The sequence below is a fragment of the Streptomyces sp. NPDC107498 genome, assembly GCF_055582805.1.
Genome location: NZ_JBVJPE010000008.1, coordinates 273,554 through 290,205 on the forward strand (window position 1 = coordinate 273,554; position 16,652 = coordinate 290,205).

At 71.5% G+C, this 16,652-nt stretch carries 14 protein-coding genes, 1 tRNA gene and 1 riboswitch; of the genes, 11 read left to right on the plus strand and 4 right to left on the minus strand.

The features are described from left to right. Positions 1-16: 16 nt before the first annotated feature. The 8 genes from ACZ66Z_RS17205 (at position 17) to ACZ66Z_RS17240 (ending at position 9,125) form a co-directional block, all read left to right on the plus strand. A complete protein-coding gene (locus tag ACZ66Z_RS17205; RefSeq protein ID WP_469934786.1) occupies positions 17-1,054 on the plus strand; it encodes a transglycosylase family protein in 1,038 nt (345 codons plus the stop codon). Between the two features lie 258 nt (positions 1,055-1,312). Continuing rightward, positions 1,313-1,486: riboswitch (cyclic di-AMP (ydaO/yuaA leader) on the plus strand. Positions 1,487-1,489: 3 nt separating this feature from the next. Continuing rightward, positions 1,490-2,200 (plus strand): transglycosylase family protein, encoded by a 711-nt coding sequence (locus tag ACZ66Z_RS17210; protein WP_469934787.1) that lies wholly within the window; start codon positions 1,490-1,492, stop codon positions 2,198-2,200. A 313-nt stretch (positions 2,201-2,513) separates the two neighbouring features. Next, complete coding sequence (eno, locus tag ACZ66Z_RS17215; RefSeq protein ID WP_469934788.1) at positions 2,514-3,800, plus strand: phosphopyruvate hydratase; 1,287 nt, start codon at positions 2,514-2,516, stop codon at positions 3,798-3,800. Between the two features lie 90 nt (positions 3,801-3,890). Further along, positions 3,891-4,361: an FtsB family cell division protein gene (locus tag ACZ66Z_RS17220; protein ID WP_469934789.1), complete on the plus strand. Its 471-nt coding sequence runs from the start codon at positions 3,891-3,893 to the stop codon at positions 4,359-4,361. 32 nt (positions 4,362-4,393) lie between these two features. Then, positions 4,394-4,933, plus strand: a complete 540-nt coding sequence (locus ACZ66Z_RS17225) for a DUF501 domain-containing protein (protein WP_030690348.1) — start codon at positions 4,394-4,396, stop codon at positions 4,931-4,933. Next, positions 4,930-5,844, plus strand: a complete 915-nt coding sequence (locus ACZ66Z_RS17230) for a Ppx/GppA phosphatase family protein (protein ID WP_469934790.1) — start codon at positions 4,930-4,932, stop codon at positions 5,842-5,844. Before ACZ66Z_RS17225 ends, ACZ66Z_RS17230 begins: the two co-directional genes overlap by 4 nt. Before the next feature lie 370 nt (positions 5,845-6,214). Further along, on the plus strand, positions 6,215-7,600 hold the full coding sequence (locus tag ACZ66Z_RS17235) for an NAD(P)/FAD-dependent oxidoreductase (protein ID WP_469934791.1): 1,386 nt from the start codon (positions 6,215-6,217) through the stop codon (positions 7,598-7,600). Positions 7,601-7,832: 232 nt separating this feature from the next. Beyond that, a complete protein-coding gene (locus ACZ66Z_RS17240; protein WP_469934792.1) occupies positions 7,833-9,125 on the plus strand; it encodes a class I SAM-dependent methyltransferase in 1,293 nt (430 codons plus the stop codon). 58 nt (positions 9,126-9,183) lie between these two features. Here ACZ66Z_RS17240 and ACZ66Z_RS17245 read toward each other — a convergent pair whose 3' ends face one another. Both ACZ66Z_RS17245 and ACZ66Z_RS17250 read right to left on the minus strand, forming a co-directional pair. Further along, the gene (locus ACZ66Z_RS17245; protein WP_469934793.1) at positions 9,184-11,715 is read right to left on the minus strand and encodes an ABC transporter permease; all 2,532 of its coding nucleotides are present in this window, start codon (positions 11,713-11,715) and stop codon (positions 9,184-9,186) included. A 53-nt stretch (positions 11,716-11,768) separates the two neighbouring features. Continuing rightward, entirely contained in the window at positions 11,769-12,539 is a 771-nt protein-coding gene (locus tag ACZ66Z_RS17250) for an ABC transporter ATP-binding protein (RefSeq protein ID WP_469934794.1), read from the minus strand. 379 nt (positions 12,540-12,918) lie between these two features. Between ACZ66Z_RS17250 and ACZ66Z_RS17255 the strand changes: the two genes are divergently transcribed. Further along, positions 12,919-13,003 (plus strand) — tRNA-Leu (locus tag ACZ66Z_RS17255). Positions 13,004-13,010: 7 nt separating this feature from the next. On the opposite strand, the gene ACZ66Z_RS17260 is transcribed toward ACZ66Z_RS17255, so the two are convergent. Beyond that, a complete protein-coding gene (locus tag ACZ66Z_RS17260) occupies positions 13,011-13,625 on the minus strand; it encodes a hypothetical protein (RefSeq protein WP_469934795.1) in 615 nt (204 codons plus the stop codon). Between the two features lie 181 nt (positions 13,626-13,806). Between ACZ66Z_RS17260 and ACZ66Z_RS17265 the strand changes: the two genes are divergently transcribed. Together ACZ66Z_RS17265 and ACZ66Z_RS17270 are read left to right on the plus strand one after the other, a co-directional pair. Then, positions 13,807-14,691, plus strand: coding sequence for a Bax inhibitor-1/YccA family protein (locus ACZ66Z_RS17265; RefSeq protein WP_469934796.1), 885 nt, complete (start codon positions 13,807-13,809; stop codon positions 14,689-14,691). A gap of 218 nt (positions 14,692-14,909) precedes the next feature. Then, positions 14,910-15,239 carry a hypothetical protein gene (locus ACZ66Z_RS17270; protein ID WP_469934797.1) on the plus strand — a complete coding sequence of 110 codons (330 nt, stop codon included), beginning with the start codon at positions 14,910-14,912 and terminating at the stop codon, positions 15,237-15,239. A gap of 136 nt (positions 15,240-15,375) precedes the next feature. Here the strand turns inward: ACZ66Z_RS17270 and ACZ66Z_RS17275 are convergent, their stop codons facing one another. Beyond that, positions 15,376-16,200, minus strand: a complete 825-nt coding sequence (locus ACZ66Z_RS17275) for a hypothetical protein (RefSeq protein WP_469934798.1) — start codon at positions 16,198-16,200, stop codon at positions 15,376-15,378. Positions 16,201-16,652 lie beyond the last annotated feature (452 nt).

The window sequence follows — 16,652 nt, forward strand, 5'->3', positions numbered from 1 at the left end:
CGCGAAAGGCGCTCCTATGCGTTCCGGGAACGGACGACACCGTCGCCCCCGTCAGGCCCCCGCCCTCGTCGTCGCCGCAGGCGTGACCGGATCCGCCATGGCGCTGCCGCTGCTCGCCACCGGATCCGCCTCCGCCGCCGACGCCGCCACCTGGGACCGGGTCGCCGAGTGCGAGTCCGGCGGCCAGTGGAGCGCCAACTTCGGCAACGGGATGTACGGCGGCCTCCAGTTCACCCAGGACAGCTGGGAGCGGCACGGCGGCCTCGCGTACGCGCCCAGCCCCGACCTGGCCAGCCGCGCCCAGCAGATCGCGGTCGCCGAGAAGGCGCTCGCCAAGGGCAGCACCGAGTGGGCCACCTGCGCGCCGATCGCGGGTCTGAGAAACGACGGGGAGCCCACCGGGGTGAACCCCGGCCCGGCCGCCCTCCCGAAGGCGCCCACCGGCCCCCTCCCCGAGTCCGACCGCACCGCCGGTGCGCCGGCGGCTCCCGCGGGGGCGGCGGGCCGGTCCGCCACGCCCGCGACCCCCTCCGCGCCGGCCGCGTCGACCGCTCCGGCGACCTCCGTCACGCCGTCCGCGCCGGCCACGTCCACCGCGCCCGCCGCGCCGACGACCCCGGGCACCTCCGATGCGTCCGTTACGCCCGGTACGCCGGATTCGACCGGTACGCCGAAGGGTGACGCGCCGTCGGCCGCGCCCGGCACCGGCAAGCACCGGGGCGGAGCCGCGCCGGAGGAATCCGGCAAGCCGGACAGCTCGCCCGAATCCGGGCGACACGCTTCGAGCAAGGACAAGGCGGGGGAGAGGATCGACGCCGAGCCCGCGACTGACGAGGCGAAGGATTCGGGCACAACGGACAGTCAGGACACTCCGGACGAGTACACCGTACGACCGGGCGACAGCCTGTCCGGCATTGCGCAGGAGAACGAACTCCCCGGGGGCTGGACCGCCCTCTACGACGCCAACCGGCGCACGGTGGGCATCGATCCGGACCTCATCCTGCCTGGTCAGAGCCTTGACCTGACGGCGGGTTCGACGACGGCGGCCGGTTAGTTCGCGGGGTTATGTCCACTTCTGGGCAAGTGAGACATGGGTCTCTTCGTCCCAACTGGCGTGTCGCGTCCGCAAACTTCGCTTCCGTCACCTCTCACCTGCGCAAACGACACCCCCGAAAGGGCGAACAGGGGCGATTTCTCCCCGATGTGCCTCTTTGAACTTCCGGGGGGTCTGTGTCTACGGTCGTCTCCGCTCGCCACCGCGGGCCCCGTCGACCGAAACGCCGAATCCTGCCGTCGGCCGACGGGAACAGTCGTCGCGCAAGCGCCGAAGGCAGGAGTGGGGGACCCAAGGTAAGTGCCGGTCCCGGCCGTTGAGACAGACGGCCGACGACCGGCTTGGGGTGAAGCCGCGTGCAAGGACACGCGGCCGGGCAACTTTCCGGCCCGAACCCGACAGCTCACCTCACAGGCGTCGGTGAGGAGAATTCCCATGCTGTTTTCCGTCAAGGGCAAACACCGTCGTCCCTCCAAGGCCGCCCAGGTCGCCACGCTCGTCGGCGTCACCGGTGTCGCCGTCGCCGCCCCGCTGCTGACCGCGGGCACCGCCTCGGCCGCCACCTCCGCCGAGTGGGACACCGTCGCCCAGTGCGAGTCCGGCGGCAACTGGTCCATCAACACCGGTAACGGCTTCTACGGCGGCCTGCAGTTCACCAACTCCACCTGGGCCGCGTTCGGTGGCACCGCCTACGCCCCGCGCGCCGACCTGGCGTCGAAGTCCCAGCAGATCGCCGTCGCCGAGAAGGTCCTCGCGGGCCAGGGCAAGGGCGCGTGGCCGAACTGCGGCGTCGGCCTCTCCGGTGCCTCCTACGACGGCGGCGCCGCCGAGAGCGCCCCGCAGCAGAGCGAGCCCCAGCAGGCCGCCCCGAAGCAGCAGGCCGCCCCGAAGCAGCAGGAGCGTCGCGCCGAGCAGCCGACCACCCGCAGCGAGCAGCGCAAGGCCCCCAAGACCGTCACCACGCCGACCGGCGAGAAGGTCGAGAAGGGCGACGGCGAGTACAAGGTCGTCACCGGCGACACCCTCAGCAAGATCGCCCAGGCGCACGGCGTCAAGGGCGGCTGGGCCAAGCTCTTCGAGCTGAACAAGGGCGTCGTCGAGCACGCCGACCTCATCTACCCGGGTCAGCAGCTCCACCTGAAGTGAGCCCGGCGGCTCGCGTGAGTCCGGCGGCTCACGCGGCCCCGACGACCCTCCCGCGGTGACCACCCCGGTCCGGCGCGCCCTTCCCCCGTGCGCGCCGGACCGGGGTTCCCCCGTGAGGGGCCCGGGTGCCGGTGGTTACCGCCCAGTAGATACGGGGTCCTTCGTCCCGGGATGCATGCCCTTGGGTCCTTTTTCGTCCCAGCGGGCGGGCGCCCGGCCGGCCGGAGCCCCCGAGCCGGTTAGGCTCTTGCCGCAAGGCCAAGCGACCCTGCACCGACCTTGCGTCACATCCAGCGTCACATCCCAGAAGGAGATGCTCGTGCCGTCCATCGACGTCGTCGTAGCCCGGGAAATCCTGGACTCCCGAGGCAACCCCACGGTCGAGGTCGAGGTCGGCCTCGACGACGGCAGCACCGGCCGTGCTGCCGTTCCGTCCGGTGCCTCCACCGGTGCCTTCGAGGCCATCGAGCTCCGCGACGGTGACCCCAACCGTTACCAGGGCAAGGGCGTCGAGAAGGCCGTCCTCGCCGTCATCGAGCAGATCGGCCCGGAGCTCGTCGGCTACGACGCCACCGAGCAGCGCCTGATCGACCAGGCCATGTTCGACCTGGACGCGACCGAGAACAAGGGCTCGCTCGGCGCCAACGCCATCCTCGGCGTCTCCCTCGCCGTCGCGCACGCCGCCTCCGAGGCCAGCGACCTCCCGCTCTTCCGCTACCTGGGCGGCCCGAACGCGCACCTGCTGCCCGTTCCGATGATGAACATCCTCAACGGCGGTTCGCACGCGGACTCCAACGTGGACATCCAGGAGTTCATGATCGCCCCGATCGGCGCGGAGTCCTTCTCCGAGGCCCTTCGCTGGGGTGCGGAGATCTACCACACCCTCAAGGGCGTCCTGAAGCGCAAGGGCCTCTCCACCGGCCTCGGCGACGAGGGCGGCTTCGCCCCGAACCTGGAGTCCAACCGCGCCGCCCTCGACCTCATCGTCGAGGCCATCAAGGAGGCCGGCTACACCCCGGGCACCGACGTCGCGCTCGCCCTCGACGTCGCCGCGTCCGAGTTCTACAAGGACGGCGCCTACGAGTTCGAGGGCAAGTCCCGCTCGGCCGCCGAGATGACCGACTACTACGCCGAGCTGGTCGCCGCGTACCCGCTGGTCTCCATCGAGGACCCGCTGTTCGAGGACGACTGGGCCGGCTGGAAGGTCATCACCGAGAAGCTGGGCGACAAGGTCCAGATCGTCGGCGACGACCTCTTCGTCACCAACCCGGAGCGCCTGGCCCGCGGCATCGAGGAGGGCACCGCCAACGCCCTCCTGGTCAAGGTCAACCAGATCGGCTCGCTGACCGAGACCCTCGACGCCGTCGAGCTCGCCCAGCGCAACGGCTTCAAGTGCATGATGTCCCACCGCTCCGGCGAGACCGAGGACGTCACCATCGCCGACCTCGCCGTCGCGGTGAACTGCGGCCAGATCAAGACCGGCGCCCCGGCCCGCTCGGACCGCGTCGCCAAGTACAACCAGCTGCTGCGCATCGAGGAGATCCTCGACGACGCCGCGGTCTACGCCGGCCGCAGCGCCTTCCCGCGCTTCAAGGCCTGACCCTCTCCGTAGGGCGGCTTCCGTACGTCCCCGTACTCGGTCCCGTACCGTGTGCGGGGACGTACGCGTGAACAGGGGAGGCGACACGACATGGCCGCGAAGGACCGGGACCGGTTCTCGACCGCGACCCGGATCAGACTGCTCGGCGAGCAGACCGCCGCCCGTGTCTACCGCTCCCAGACCCGCCGTCAGGCCCGCCGCTCCCGGCTCACCGGCCGCGCGGCCTTCCTCGCCCTCGTGGTCTGCTCCCTCGTCGTGGCGCTCGCCTACCCGATGCGGAGCTACGTCTCCCAGCAGGGCGAGATCGCCGAACAGGAGCGCCGGGCCGCCGAGGCCGCCCGGCGGGTCGAGGAGCTGAGGGACGAGAAGGCCCGCCTCCAGGACCCGGCCTACGTCCGCCGCCTCGCCCGCGAGCACCTCCACTACGTGCTCCCCGGTGAGACCGGCTTCACCGTGAACGACCCCGACGCGGAGCGACGGCCCCGCGCCGACCAGGGCGCGGCCGACCGCCCCTGGTACGACAACCTCTGGGACGGCGTCGACCACGCCGACCGTCCCTGACCACTCCTCCGCGACACACGAGCAAGGCAGACATGGAAACGCCCCCTCCGCAGACCGAACGCACCGAGCCCACCGGGACGGACATCGCCGCCTTCGAGCTCCAGCTCGGCCGCCCGCCCCGCGGCCTGCGCGCGATCGCGCACCGCTGCCCGTGCGGCAACCCGGACGTCGTCGAGACCGCGCCCCGGCTCCCCGACGGCACGCCGTTCCCCACCACGTACTACCTGACCTGCCCCCGGGCGGCCTCGGCCATCGGCACCCTGGAGGCCAACGGGGTCATGAAGGAGATGCAGGCCCGGCTCGCCACCGACCCGGAACTCGCCGCCGCCTACCGGGCCGCGCACGAGGACTACATCGCCCGGCGCGACGCCATCGAGGTCCTGGAGGGCTTCCCGAGCGCCGGCGGCATGCCGGACCGGGTCAAGTGCCTGCACGTCCTCGTCGGCCACTCGCTGGCCGCGGGCCCGGGCGTGAACCCGTTCGGCGACGAGGCGCTCGCGATGCTGCCGGAGTGGTGGGCGAAGGGCCCCTGCGTGAACCCGTGCACCGACGAAGGGAAGTCCTCGGAATGACCCGGGTCGCCGGAATCGACTGCGGTACGAACTCCATCCGCCTCCTCGTCGCCGACGTCCACCCCGAGACGGGCGAGCTCGTCGAGCTGGACCGGCGGATGACGATCGTCCGGCTCGGCCAGGGCGTCGACAAGACCGGCCGGCTCGCCCCCGAGGCCCTGGAGCGGACCTTCGCGGCCTGCCGCGAGTACGCCGGGATCATCGAGGAACTGGGCGCCGAGCGGCTCCGCTTCGTCGCCACCTCCGCCTCCCGCGACGCCGAGAACCGCGCGGACTTCGTGAACGGGGTCGTGGAGATCCTGGGCGTCGAGCCCGAGGTCATCACCGGCGACCAGGAGGCCGAGTTCTCCTTCACCGGCGCCACCGGCGAGCTCCACGGCGACGACCGGCGCCTGGTCGTGGACATCGGCGGCGGGTCCACCGAGTTCGTGGTCGGCAACAAGAGCGTCGAGGCCGCCCGCTCCGTCGACATCGGCTGCGTCCGGCTCACCGAGCGGCACGTCCGGCACGACCCGCCGACCGCCGAGGAGGTCGCCGCGATCCGCGCCGACGTCCGTGCCGCGCTGGACCTGGCCGCCGAGGCCGTGCCGATCGACACGGCGGAGACCCTCGTCGGGCTCGCCGGCTCCGTCACCACGGTCGCCGCGATCGCCCTCGGACTGCCCGCGTACGACTCCGAGAAGGTCCACCACTCCCGGATCTCCGCCGCCCAGGTCGCCGAGGTGACCGAGCGGCTCCTCGCCTCCACCCACGACGAGCGGGCCGCGATCCCCGTCGTCCACCCCGGCCGGGTCGACGTGATCGTCGCCGGGGCGCTCGTCCTGAGGGAGATCGTGGAGCGCGTCGGGGCCCGCGAGGTCGTCGTCAGCGAGCACGACATCCTCGATGGGATCGCCCTATCCGTGGCATAGCGGGCGCCTATCGCACCTGGCGGCGACAACCCGTCGGAAAAGGTTCGTGAAGTTCTTCACAAGGAAAAGGGCCCCAAGGGCGCCCGAGGGGGGTCTTCAGGCCGTCCGAGGGGTGCCCCGGGGCCCTTTCGCAGGTTCGGGGGCCGATTCGCTCGATGTTTCCATCGTGTGAAGCCGGGCTCCGGTTCAGCGTTAACGGAGGCTCTCCAGGCCAGTTCACGAGGGGTGAACAACGTTCACCAGTGCACCCCGGTTCCTTTGCAGGACCATGACGTGGATCACGTGGGCGGCGGAGTGTAGCAGAGGTGTCCCCGAACCTTGTGAAGGGGCGCACGAGCACCCCCCTCCGGAGGGGTGGATACTCGATCCCATGAGCACCACGGAGCGTCCCAGGATCCTCGTAGTAGGCGGCGGGTACGTAGGCCTGTACGCAGCTCGGCGCATCCTCAAGAAGATGCGCTACGCGGAGGCGACCGTCACGGTCGTCGACCCGCGGTCGTACATGACCTACCAGCCCTTCCTCCCCGAAGCCGCCGCCGGCAGCATCTCGCCGCGTCACGTCGTCGTCCCGCTGCGACGCGTCGTCCGCGGAGCCGAGGTGCTCACCGGCCGGGTCACCACCATCGACCAGGACCGCAAGGTCGCCACGATCGCGCCGCTCGTCGGCGAGGCGTACGAGCTGCCGTTCGACTACCTGGTCATCTCGATGGGCGCGGTCTCGCGCACCTTCCCGATCCCCGGCCTCGCCGAGCAGGGCATCGGCATGAAGGGCATCGAGGAGGCCATCGGCCTGCGCAACCACGTCCTCGAGCAGCTCGACAAGGCCGACTCGACCACCGACGAGGACGTCCGCCGCAAGGCGCTGACGTTCGTCTTCGTCGGCGGCGGCTTCGCCGGCGCCGAGACGATCGGCGAGGTCGAGGACATGGCCCGCGACGCCGCGAAGTACTACCAGAACGTCTCGCGCGAGGACATGCGCTTCGTCCTGGTCGACGCGGCCGACAAGATCCTTCCCGAGGTCGGCCCCAAGCTCGGCCAGTACGGCAAGGAGCACCTGGAGTCCCGCGGGATCGAGATCTACCTCGAGACCTCCATGGACTCCTGCGTCGACGGCCACGTCGTGCTGAAGAACGGCCTCGAGGTCGACTCCAACACGATCGTCTGGACCGCCGGTGTGAAGCCGAACCCGGCGCTCTCCCGCTTCGGTCTGCCGCTCGGCCCCCGCGGCCACGTGGACTGCAACGAGAAGCTCCAGGTCAACGGCATGGACTACGTGTGGGCCGCGGGCGACAACGCCCAGGTCCCGGACATGGCCGCGATCAAGGCCGGCGTCCCGCGCGAGCGCGCCTGGTGCCCGCCGAACGCCCAGCACGCCCTGCGCCAGGCCAAGGTCCTCGGCGACAACGTGGTGGCCGGCATGCGCGGCTTCCCGCAGAAGGAGTACAGCCACGCCAACAAGGGCGCGGTGGCCGGACTCGGTCTGCACAAGGGCGTCGCCATGATCGTCATGGGCAAGATGAAGATCAAGCTCAAGGGCCGTCTCGCCTGGTACATGCACCGTGGCTACCACGGCATGGCGATGCCGACCTTCAACCGCAAGATCCGCGTCTTCGCCGACTGGACCCTCGGCATGTTCCTCAAGCGCGAGGTCGTGTCGCTCGGCGCCATGGAGACGCCGCGCGAGGAGTTCTACGAGGCGGCCAAGCCCGCCCCGGCGCCGGCCGCCCCGGCGCAGGAGAAGGCCAAGGCCTCGTAAGACCCCCGCAGCACAGCTGCACCGCAGTACCGCAGTACCGCAGCAACAGCAGCAACAGCAGCAACAGCAGTGACACGCAAGGCCGTAAAAGGGCCGTCCGCCATCCGTGGTGCGGACGGCCCTTCGCGTGTTTTGCCGACTCGTTGCGCCGCGTCGGGACTGTGGCGCCTACCGACGGTGTTCCCTTGGTGACGAACATTTCTGGGGTACGAAGATCACGGAGGTGTGCACCATGGCCGACGCCGCGACGCGGCTGGCGACTCTCGCCGAGGAACTCCTCGGCGGCCCGCTCCCGGTCCGCCTGAGAGCCTGGGACGGCAGCGAGGCAGGCCCCGCCGGTGGCCCCGTCCTGATCGTCCGCGACCGCCGGGCCCTGCGGCGCATGATCTGGAAACCCGGCGAACTGGGCCTCGCCCGCGCCTGGGTGGCCGGCGAGATCGACGTCGAGGGGGACCTCTACGCACTCCTGGACAGCATCTCGGGCCTCCTGTGGGACCGCGGCGGGGAGACCAGGAGCCTGCTGGCCTCCGTGCGCGACCCCAGGCTGCGCGCCGCCGCCGGCGCCCTGCTGCGGATCGCCGGGGCCCTTCCGCCGCCGAAGCCCCCGGCCGAGGAGGTGCGCGGCCGCAGCGGCAACCGGCACAGCAAGCGCCGCGACAAGCAGGCGATCAGTCACCACTACGACGTGGGCAACGACTTCTACGAACTGGTCCTCGGCCCCTCGATGGTCTACTCGTGCGCCTACTGGACCGAGGACGGCACCCTCGAGGACGCCCAGCGCGACAAGCTGGACCTCATCGCCCGCAAGCTGAACCTCAAGGAGGGCGACCGGCTCCTCGACGTGGGCTGCGGCTGGGGCTCCATGGCCCTCCACGCCGCCCGCGAGTACGGCGCCCGGGTCGTCGGCGTCACCCTCTCCCGCGAGCAGGCCGCCTACGCCCGCAAGCGGATCGCCGACGAGGGCCTCACCGACCTGATCGAGATCCGCGTCCAGGACTACCGGGACGTCACCGACGGGCCGTACGACGCGATCTCCTCGATCGGCATGGCCGAGCACGTCGGCGCCGTGCAGTACCGGGAGTACGCCGACACCCTGTACGGCCTCCTCAAGCCCGGCGGACGGCTCCTGAACCACCAGATCTCCCGGCGCCCCGAACCCGACGAGGAGGCCTACGAGATCGACGCCTTCATCGACGCGTACGTCTTCCCCGACGGCGAACTCGCCCCCATGGGCCGCACCCTGACGACCCTGGAGGACGCCGGCTTCGAGGTCCGGGACGTGGAGGCGATCCGCGAGCACTACGCGCTGACGCTGCGCCGCTGGGTGGCCAACCTGGAGGCCGACTGGGACCGGGCGGTCCGGCTCACCTCGCCCGGCCGGGCCCGCATCTGGCGGCTCTACATGGCGGCCTCGGCGGTCTCCTTCGAGCGCAACCGGATCGGCGTGAACCAGTTCCTCGCCGTGAGGACCCCGGTGTCGGGCGCGAGCGGCACGGCGCTGCGGCCGCGCGTCTGGCAGGAGTGAACGGATGAGGGCCGGACCCCCGCGCGGGGGTCCGGCCCTCTTCTCCGTACGGGTCCGGCTACTCGGCCTTGATCGCGGAGAGCATGTTCAGCTTCGCCGCGCTCCGGGCCGGCCACAGGGAGGCGAGGACGCCGACCAGGGCGGCCAGGACCAGGAAGAGCCCGATCCGGTCCCAGGGCAGGACCAGGGCGTAGCCCGGCAGGCTGTTCTTGAAGGTCTCGCCGATCGCCCAGCCGAGGAACGAACCGAGGCCGATGCCGACGACCGCGCCGAACACCGAGATGACCACGGCCTCCAGACGGACCATCCGCTTCACCCGGCGCCGGTCGAGACCGATCGCCCGGATCATGCCGATCTCCTGCTGGCGCTCGAAGACGGACATCGCGAGGGTGTTGACGACACCGAGGACGGCGATGATCAGGGCCATGCCGAGCAGGCCGTACATGATGTTGAGCAGCATGTTGATCGGGCCGCCGAAGGTGTCGCGGATGTCCTTGTGGTCCATGACCTGGATCGCCGGGTTGTCGCCCATGGCCTTCGACAGGGCCTGCTCGTGGGCCGCGCTCGCGCCGCCGTCCGTCGAGACGAAGATCTCGCGGATCTCGGCCTGCTGCTCGTGCGCGGTGACCAGCCGGTGGTCGGCGAGGACCGGCGAGACGAACTCGTTGGCCTCGTAGACCGCGCCGACGGTCAGCCTGCCCTTCTGCTCGTCGAGGTACGCGACCGGGACGGTGTCGCCGACCTTCAGGCCGCGCTTCGCGGCGACCTCGTCGTCGACGGCGATCGTGTTCCCGCCGAGGGAGGACAGCGAGCCGTTCACGACGTCCAGCTTGAGGACCTTCCCGATGTCGCCGGGGGTGACGCCGGAGACCGAGACGTACGAGCCCTTCAGCTCGAAGGCGCCCGCCTGCTGCGGGGAGACCGCGGTGACGCCGGGGGCCTTCTCCAGGGCGGTCAGCGCCTCCTGGCTCAGACCGTTGCCGCTGGCCATGGAGACCATGTAGTCGGCCTTGATCTGGTCGGTCGTCGTCTTGTCGAGGGCCGAGCCGACGGTGGCGCCGAGCACCGAGAGGCCGGTGACGAGGGTCAGGCCGATGGCGAGCGCGGAGGCGGTGGCGCCGGTGCGGCGCGGGTTGCGGACCGCGTTCAGGCCGGCGAGCTTGCCGGAGACCCCGAAGACGCTCACGAAGACCGGGCGGATCAGGGCGATCACGGGCCGGGAGAGCATCGGGATCAGGACGATGACGCCGATGAGGGTGAGGAACGCGCCGCCCGCGATGAACATGCGGCCGTCGTCGCCGCCCCGGCCCGCGCCGAGCACGATCAGCACGACACCGAGCGCGGTGAGCACGGAGCCGAAGGAGTTCCGTACGACGAGCGACTTGGTGCTCGCGGTGGCGTGGACGCTGCTCATGGCGGCGACCGGCGGGATCTTCGCGGCGCGGCGGCCGGGCAGCCAGGCGGCGAGCATCGTGATGAGGACGCCGACGGCGAAGGCGCTGACGGCCGGGGTGACGCCGAGGACCAGGTCGCCGGCCGGGACCTTCATGTCGAAGGCGCTCATGGCCGAGCGGAGCCCGACGGCCAGGCCGATGCCGAGGGCGTAGCCGACGGCGGAGGCGACCAGGCCGACGAGACCGGCCTCGGCGAGGACGGAGCGGGTGATCTGCCGGCGCGAGGCGCCGACCGCGCGCATCAGGGCCAGTTCCTTGGTGCGCTGGGCGACGAGCATGGTGAAGGTGTTGGAGATCAGGAAGATCCCGACGAAGAGCGCGATGCCCGCGAAGCCCAGGAGGACCTGGTTGAGCGCGCCGAGTCCGGCCTCGATGTCCTTGGCCTGCTGGTCGGCGAGGGCCTGGCCGGTCTGCGCGGTGGCCGCCTCGGGGACGACCTTCAGGACCTCGTCGAGGAGCTTGCCGTCGTCCGCGCCGGGGGCGGCGGTGACGGTCATGCTCTGGAAGAAGCCGGGCTTCAGGTAGAGCTTCTGGGCGACGGCCGTGTCGAAGACGACCAGGCTGCCGCCCGCGTTGACGGCGCCGTCCTCGGTGGTGAAGACGCCCGAGAGGGTGTACTCCTTCACCGGGCCGTTGGTGGCGACGCGGACGGTGTCGCCGACCTCGTAGCCGCCCTTGTCGGCGGTGTCCCTGTCCAGCGCGACCTGGCCGGCCCCGGCCGGGCCCGTGCCCGTGGTGAAGGCGTACGAACGGTCCTCGCCGTCCTTGCCGGGGGCGAAGTTGGTGCCCTTGTTCGACCAGCCGCTGCCGATCAGCTTGCCGTTCTTGTCGGGCACGCCGGCGAAGCCGCCGACGCGGGGGGAGACGGAGGCGACCCCGTCGAGCTTCGCGACCTCGTCGACGTCCCGCCGGGAGAGGCCGGGGGCCTTCCGGGCCTCCTCGGGGTTCGGGTACATCTCGACGGCGACGGCCACGTCGTCGTAGCTCTTCGCCGACTGGTTGCGGAAGGCCTGGGAGAGGGTGTCGGTGAAGACGAGGGTGCCGGAGACGAAGGCCACGCCGAGCATCACGGCGAGGACGGTCATCAGCAGTCTCGCCTTGTGCGCGAGGACGTTGCGCAGGGCGGTACGGAACATGGGTGGGTCCTGGAGTTCGAGTGGGCGGCGGACGGGGGCGGCTCGGGGCCGCGTCAGCTCGTACGGCCCTTGGCGTCGAAGGCCTTCATGCGGTCGAGGACGCCGTCCGCCGTCGGGCGCAGCATCTCGTCGACGATCCGGCCGTCCGCGAGGAAGATCACGCGGTCCGCGTAGGAGGCGGCCACCGCGTCGTGGGTGACCATGACGACGGTCTGGCCCAGTTCCCGCACCGAGTTGCGCAGGAAGCCGAGGACCTCGGCGCCCGAACGGGAGTCCAGGTTTCCGGTGGGCTCGTCGCCGAAGATGATCTCGGGGCGGGAGGCGAGGGCGCGGGCCACGGCCACGCGCTGCTGCTGGCCGCCGGAGAGCTCGGTGGGGCGGTGCTTGAGGCGGGCGGAGAGGCCGAGCATGTCGATGACCTGCTGGACCCACTGCTTGTCGGCCTTGCGGCCCGCGATGTCCATCGGCAGCGTGATGTTCTCCAGGGCCGTCAGGGTCGGCAGCAGGTTGAAGGCCTGGAAGATGAAGCCGATCTTGTCCCGGCGCAGCTGGGTGAGCTGCTTGTCCTTGAGGCTGGAGAGCTCCGTCTCGCCGATCCGGGCCGAGCCGGAGGAGAAGGAGTCCAGACCGGCGACGCAGTGCATGAGCGTCGACTTGCCGGAGCCGGAGGGGCCCATGATCGCCGTGAACTCGCCCTGCCGGAAGTCGACGCTGACCCGGTCGAGCGCGACCACCTGGGTCTCGCCGTGTCCGTAGACCTTCGTGAGATCCGTGGCGCGGGCGGCCACCGCGGTGGCGCGGGACACGGTGGGGGTGGTGGTCACGGGAGGACTCCTGTCACTGCGACGGCGATTCGGGAACCCCTCCATCGTGTCGGCCGTCAGGGCCCGGGACGTCCGTCCACATGCCCGTTCCGGGGGCAGTCTCGAGTCTGACCGGGGGGTCGGTCCGTCCTCCTGAGGTATGACGGCGCCCCTGAGGGACGCCGTCGTGTCGACGTGACAGAAGCGCGACGACTTTTCGTCATTCCAGGGGGCGCGGCTTTGCGCCCGTGGCCCCGGTCACCGTGTGGCGGGACAGCCCCCACCTGCACTGACACACCCTCAGACGTCAATAAAATAAGACAACATCGGTCGGACGTTCCGCTGATCGGGGGAAAACGTCCCGATAGGCTCACGTGTCGACGCGGAGCTTCGCGGCGACGCCCGGATGGTGGAATGCAGACACGGCGAGCTTAAACCTCGCTGGCCTTCGGGCCGTACCGGTTCGAGTCCGGTTCCGGGCACCACGGTTCGCTACTGCGGCAGCCGGTCCAGCAGCCAGGAGCCGTACTCCTCGGAGAGGAGCGGGCCGCCGGAGGCCGGCTCGCCGCTCGTCGAGCCGTCCGCGACGTCCTCGTCCAGACCGTCCGCGACCCCGACGTCGGTCAGGCGCAGGAAGCGGGGCCGCCGGGGCCGCCCGCCCATCCGGCTCAGCTCGGCCTCGTCCTCCAGCTCCGGCGCGGCGCCGTTGTGGGAGAAGAGGACGGCCGTCCCGTGGTCGAGCCCCTGGTACTCCATGCCCGCCAGGGCGTAGCGGGCGACGAGGGCGCCCTGCCCGGTGCCGCCGACGGTCAGCGGGGCGCCGTCCAGGCGCTCCCCGAGCGCGCGCGTCACCGTGTTCTGCACGATCCCGCCGCCACCGGTCATGGAGCTGTCGGCGGGCAGGCCGAGCAGGACCAGGTCGTGGCCGCGCGCCTCCAGCTCCGCGAGCAGCGAGTACGAGCCGTGGTCCGCGCGCGTGGCGAGGTCCGCGAGCTCGGTGCCGGCGTCGCCGACGAGGAGGACGGGCCGGGTGAGGTGCTCGTTCGCGGTGAAGACCCACGCGGTCGCGTTGCGCAGGTCCCAGGTCCGGTTCGGCGCGGTGGTCATGGTTTCTCCTGTCGAGGAGGGGGCACGGACAGGGCGAGCCTGGCCGAGGGACGTCCTCCGCCGCCGGCGAAGATCGAAACCTTGCGGGAAAAGATCCTCCCCGAGCACGAGGGTGTTTCTTTTGCCTACGCATTACCCTTGACGCAAGGCCGCGCCGTGCGGTCCGCCATGGAGGAGTGAGATGAGGAGCAGCAACCCGGTCTTCTCGCGACGGGGGTTCAGCCGCGACGCGGGCTACGCGGGCTTCAACGCGCAGCAGCCGCAGGCCGGGGGCCCCGCCGCGGGAACCAACCCGTACGCCCAGGGCGCGGCGAACCCGTACGCGACCAACCCGTACGCCCCGCAGGACACACAGCTCGGCGCCCCGCAGCAGGCCCGCGGCAACGTGATGACGATCGACGACGTCGTGAGCCGTACGGCCATGACGCTCGGCACGGTCGTGGTCACCGCCGTCCTGTCCTGGCTGCTGCTGCCGGTCGACCCGGCGAACCTCGGCAAGTCCTACGGCATCGCCGTCGGCGCCGCCCTGGTCGCGCTGGTCCTGTCGCTGGTGCAGTCCTTCAAGCGCAAGCCGTCGCCCGCGCTGATCCTGGCCTACGCGGCCTTCGAGGGCGTCTTCCTCGGCGTGATCTCCGCCGCCGTCTCGACGTACATCGCCGACGGCGTGGTCATCCAGGCGGTCCTGGGCACGATGTCGGTCTTCGCCGGCGTGCTCCTCGCCTACAAGATGGGCTGGATCCGCGTCACCCGCCGTTTCTACGGCTTCGTGATGGCCGCCGCGATGGGCTTCATGCTGCTCATGGTGGTCAACCTGCTGTTCTCCGTCTTCGGCGGCGGTGACGGCCTCGGCTTCCGCAGCGGCGGCCTCGGCATCGTCTTCGGCATCGTCGGCATCGTCCTCGGCGCCCTGTTCCTCGCCCTCGACTTCAAGCAGGTCGAGGACGGCATCACCTACGGCGCGCCGCGCGAGGAGGCCTGGCTGGCCGCCTTCGGCCTCACCATGACCCTGGTGTGGATCTACCTGGAGATGCTGCGTCTGCTGTCGATCCTGCAGGGCGACGACTGACGCCCCTCCCGACTCGGGGGGAAGGGCCCGTCCGGCTTCGTGCCGGGCGGGCCCTTCCGCGTTCCCGGGAACGGGTCGCGTCGAGGAGACCGCCGGCCCGTGTGCGACCTCCCCGGTCGGCAGGGTCGGCAGGGTCGGCAGGGTCGGCACAACCGGCGCGGTCGGCCCGGGAATCGACCCGCTGGCAGGAGGCCCGGACGGGCGCGTAGGGTCACGGGGTGCGCGATACGAGTGAACTGACCGCCGCCGTCGAGCGGTTCGCCGACCGGCTGCGGGCCGCCCCGCAGAGCCGCCTCCGGCAGTCCGCGGCAGCCGAGGGGCTGGCCCTCGCCCGCGAGCTGGCGGTGCGCGCCCAGCGCGCCGAGAACCCCGGTCGGGAGCCGAGGACCATGCCGGACGCGGGCCTGTTCGCGGTGGGCGACCAGGTCGCCGTCGCCGGGAACGACCTGGCGGAGGTCCTGCGAACGACCCCGGCCGACTCCCGCGAGGAGGAGCTGGACGAGGCCGTGAGGCTGGTACGGGAGGCGACGGAGCGCGCGGGGCTGTAGGGGTTCCGGTCGCGGGGGCCGCCGCGCCGCTGCGGGGGTCTGGGGACGGCCGTGGGCCCTGCGGGGGCCCGGGGGGTCTGCCGGGGCCCTGCGGGGGCCACGGACCCCCTGGGTGTCGCGGCGGGGTTCCGCGGGGCTACAGGGAGGCGATCACGCGGTCCGCGAGGATGTAGACGTTCTCCTCGTCCGTGTCGCCGTACGAGAAGGTCAGGGCGAAGGCGCCCGAGACGCCCGAGCCGCCGAGCAGGACCGGGGTGCGGCCCGCGCGCAGGGCCTCGGCGAGGCGCTCCGCGGTCTCGCGGTGGCCGGGGGTCATGCAGAGCGTGGTCCCGTCCGCGAAGACGTACACGTCGAGGGTGCCCAGCGGGCCCGGGCGGACGTCGGTGAGCGCGGTGCGGGTGTCCGCGAGCTCCTCCAGGCGGGCCACCGTCCGCTCGTGGTCGGTGACCACGGGCGTCTGCACCGGCACGAAGTCCGGGTGCGAGGGGTGCCGGCGGCGGGCCGCGGCCAGCTCCGCCGAGTCCTCGGGGTACTCGTCGAGGCCGTCCAGCGCGTCGGGGCCGTCCAGCGCGGCGGCCTCCGCCTCCATGGCCTCCAGGGCCATCGCCTCCAGGCCCACGAAGTCGGTCTGGCGCGGCACGAAGAAGGCGCCGTCCTCGGCCGGGCCGCCCAGGCCGCCCAGCAGGGACGGGGCGTCGGCCGCGTCACGGGCCTCCTGCGCGGCCCAGAAGGCGCGCGCCTCCGCGAGCTCGCGCTCGCGCTCCTCGGCCAGCGCCTCGGTGACCGCGGCCCGTATCTCGGCGGCGGGCGAGGTGCGGGCGGCGGGGATCGTCCCGCCGTGACCGGCGGCCAGCTCGCCCCGGAGGGCGGTGACCTCCTTGCGGAGACCGTGGACGGCGTGCAGGGCAGCAGCGCCCACGGCCGCGGCGGCGGCCGTGGTCAGCAGCAGGACAAGAGACATGGCGCTCACTGACGTACTCCCGATTCCGAGTCGATCCCCCGACTTCCTACATCAGCTTGTCCCGGGGTGGTGCCCGCTGTCAGTGCATTACGTCACGAATTGGACAGGTATTTCTGCCAGGTGTTTAGTCCCGAAACCGCTCTGACCTGGGAAAACGAACTCCCCCAGGATATAGGTCACATCCTGGGGGAGATTCGGTCACGGCTCGGACGCGATGCGGTTGACCCGCCCGGTCGCCGGAGAGCGACCGCCGGTCGGCTCAGCCGCTCGTTCGTCTGGTCGCGCTGAGCCTCGCCACCGCTGCGGGCAGGTGCCGCCCTCGTTCCTCGGGCGACCCCCACCCTCCGCTCCGGCTCAGCTCAGCCGCTCGTTCGTCTGGTCGCGCTGAGCCTCGCCACCGCTGCGGGCAGGTGCCGCCCTCGTTCCTCGGGCGACCCCCACCCTCCGCTCCG

Bases quoted from the DNA above. Each gene is read 5' to 3' on its own strand.
- ACZ66Z_RS17205 (WP_469934786.1), top strand. From the start codon at position 17: ATGCGTTCCGGGAACGGACGACACCGTCGCCCCCGTCAGGCCCCCGCC.
- ACZ66Z_RS17210 (WP_469934787.1), top strand. From the start codon at position 1,490: ATGCTGTTTTCCGTCAAGGGCAAACACCGTCGTCCCTCCAAGGCCGCC.
- eno (WP_469934788.1), top strand. From the start codon at position 2,514: ATGCTCGTGCCGTCCATCGACGTCGTCGTAGCCCGGGAAATCCTGGAC.
- ACZ66Z_RS17220 (WP_469934789.1), top strand. From the start codon at position 3,891: ATGGCCGCGAAGGACCGGGACCGGTTCTCGACCGCGACCCGGATCAGA.
- ACZ66Z_RS17225 (WP_030690348.1), top strand. From the start codon at position 4,394: ATGGAAACGCCCCCTCCGCAGACCGAACGCACCGAGCCCACCGGGACG.
- ACZ66Z_RS17230 (WP_469934790.1), top strand. From the start codon at position 4,930: ATGACCCGGGTCGCCGGAATCGACTGCGGTACGAACTCCATCCGCCTC.
- ACZ66Z_RS17235 (WP_469934791.1), top strand. From the start codon at position 6,215: ATGAGCACCACGGAGCGTCCCAGGATCCTCGTAGTAGGCGGCGGGTAC.
- ACZ66Z_RS17240 (WP_469934792.1), top strand. From the start codon at position 7,833: ATGGCCGACGCCGCGACGCGGCTGGCGACTCTCGCCGAGGAACTCCTC.
- ACZ66Z_RS17245 (WP_469934793.1), bottom strand. From the start codon at position 11,715: ATGTTCCGTACCGCCCTGCGCAACGTCCTCGCGCACAAGGCGAGACTG.
- ACZ66Z_RS17260 (WP_469934795.1), bottom strand. From the start codon at position 13,625: ATGACCACCGCGCCGAACCGGACCTGGGACCTGCGCAACGCGACCGCG.
- ACZ66Z_RS17265 (WP_469934796.1), top strand. From the start codon at position 13,807: ATGAGGAGCAGCAACCCGGTCTTCTCGCGACGGGGGTTCAGCCGCGAC.
- ACZ66Z_RS17275 (WP_469934798.1), bottom strand. From the start codon at position 16,200: ATGTCTCTTGTCCTGCTGCTGACCACGGCCGCCGCCGCGGCCGTGGGC.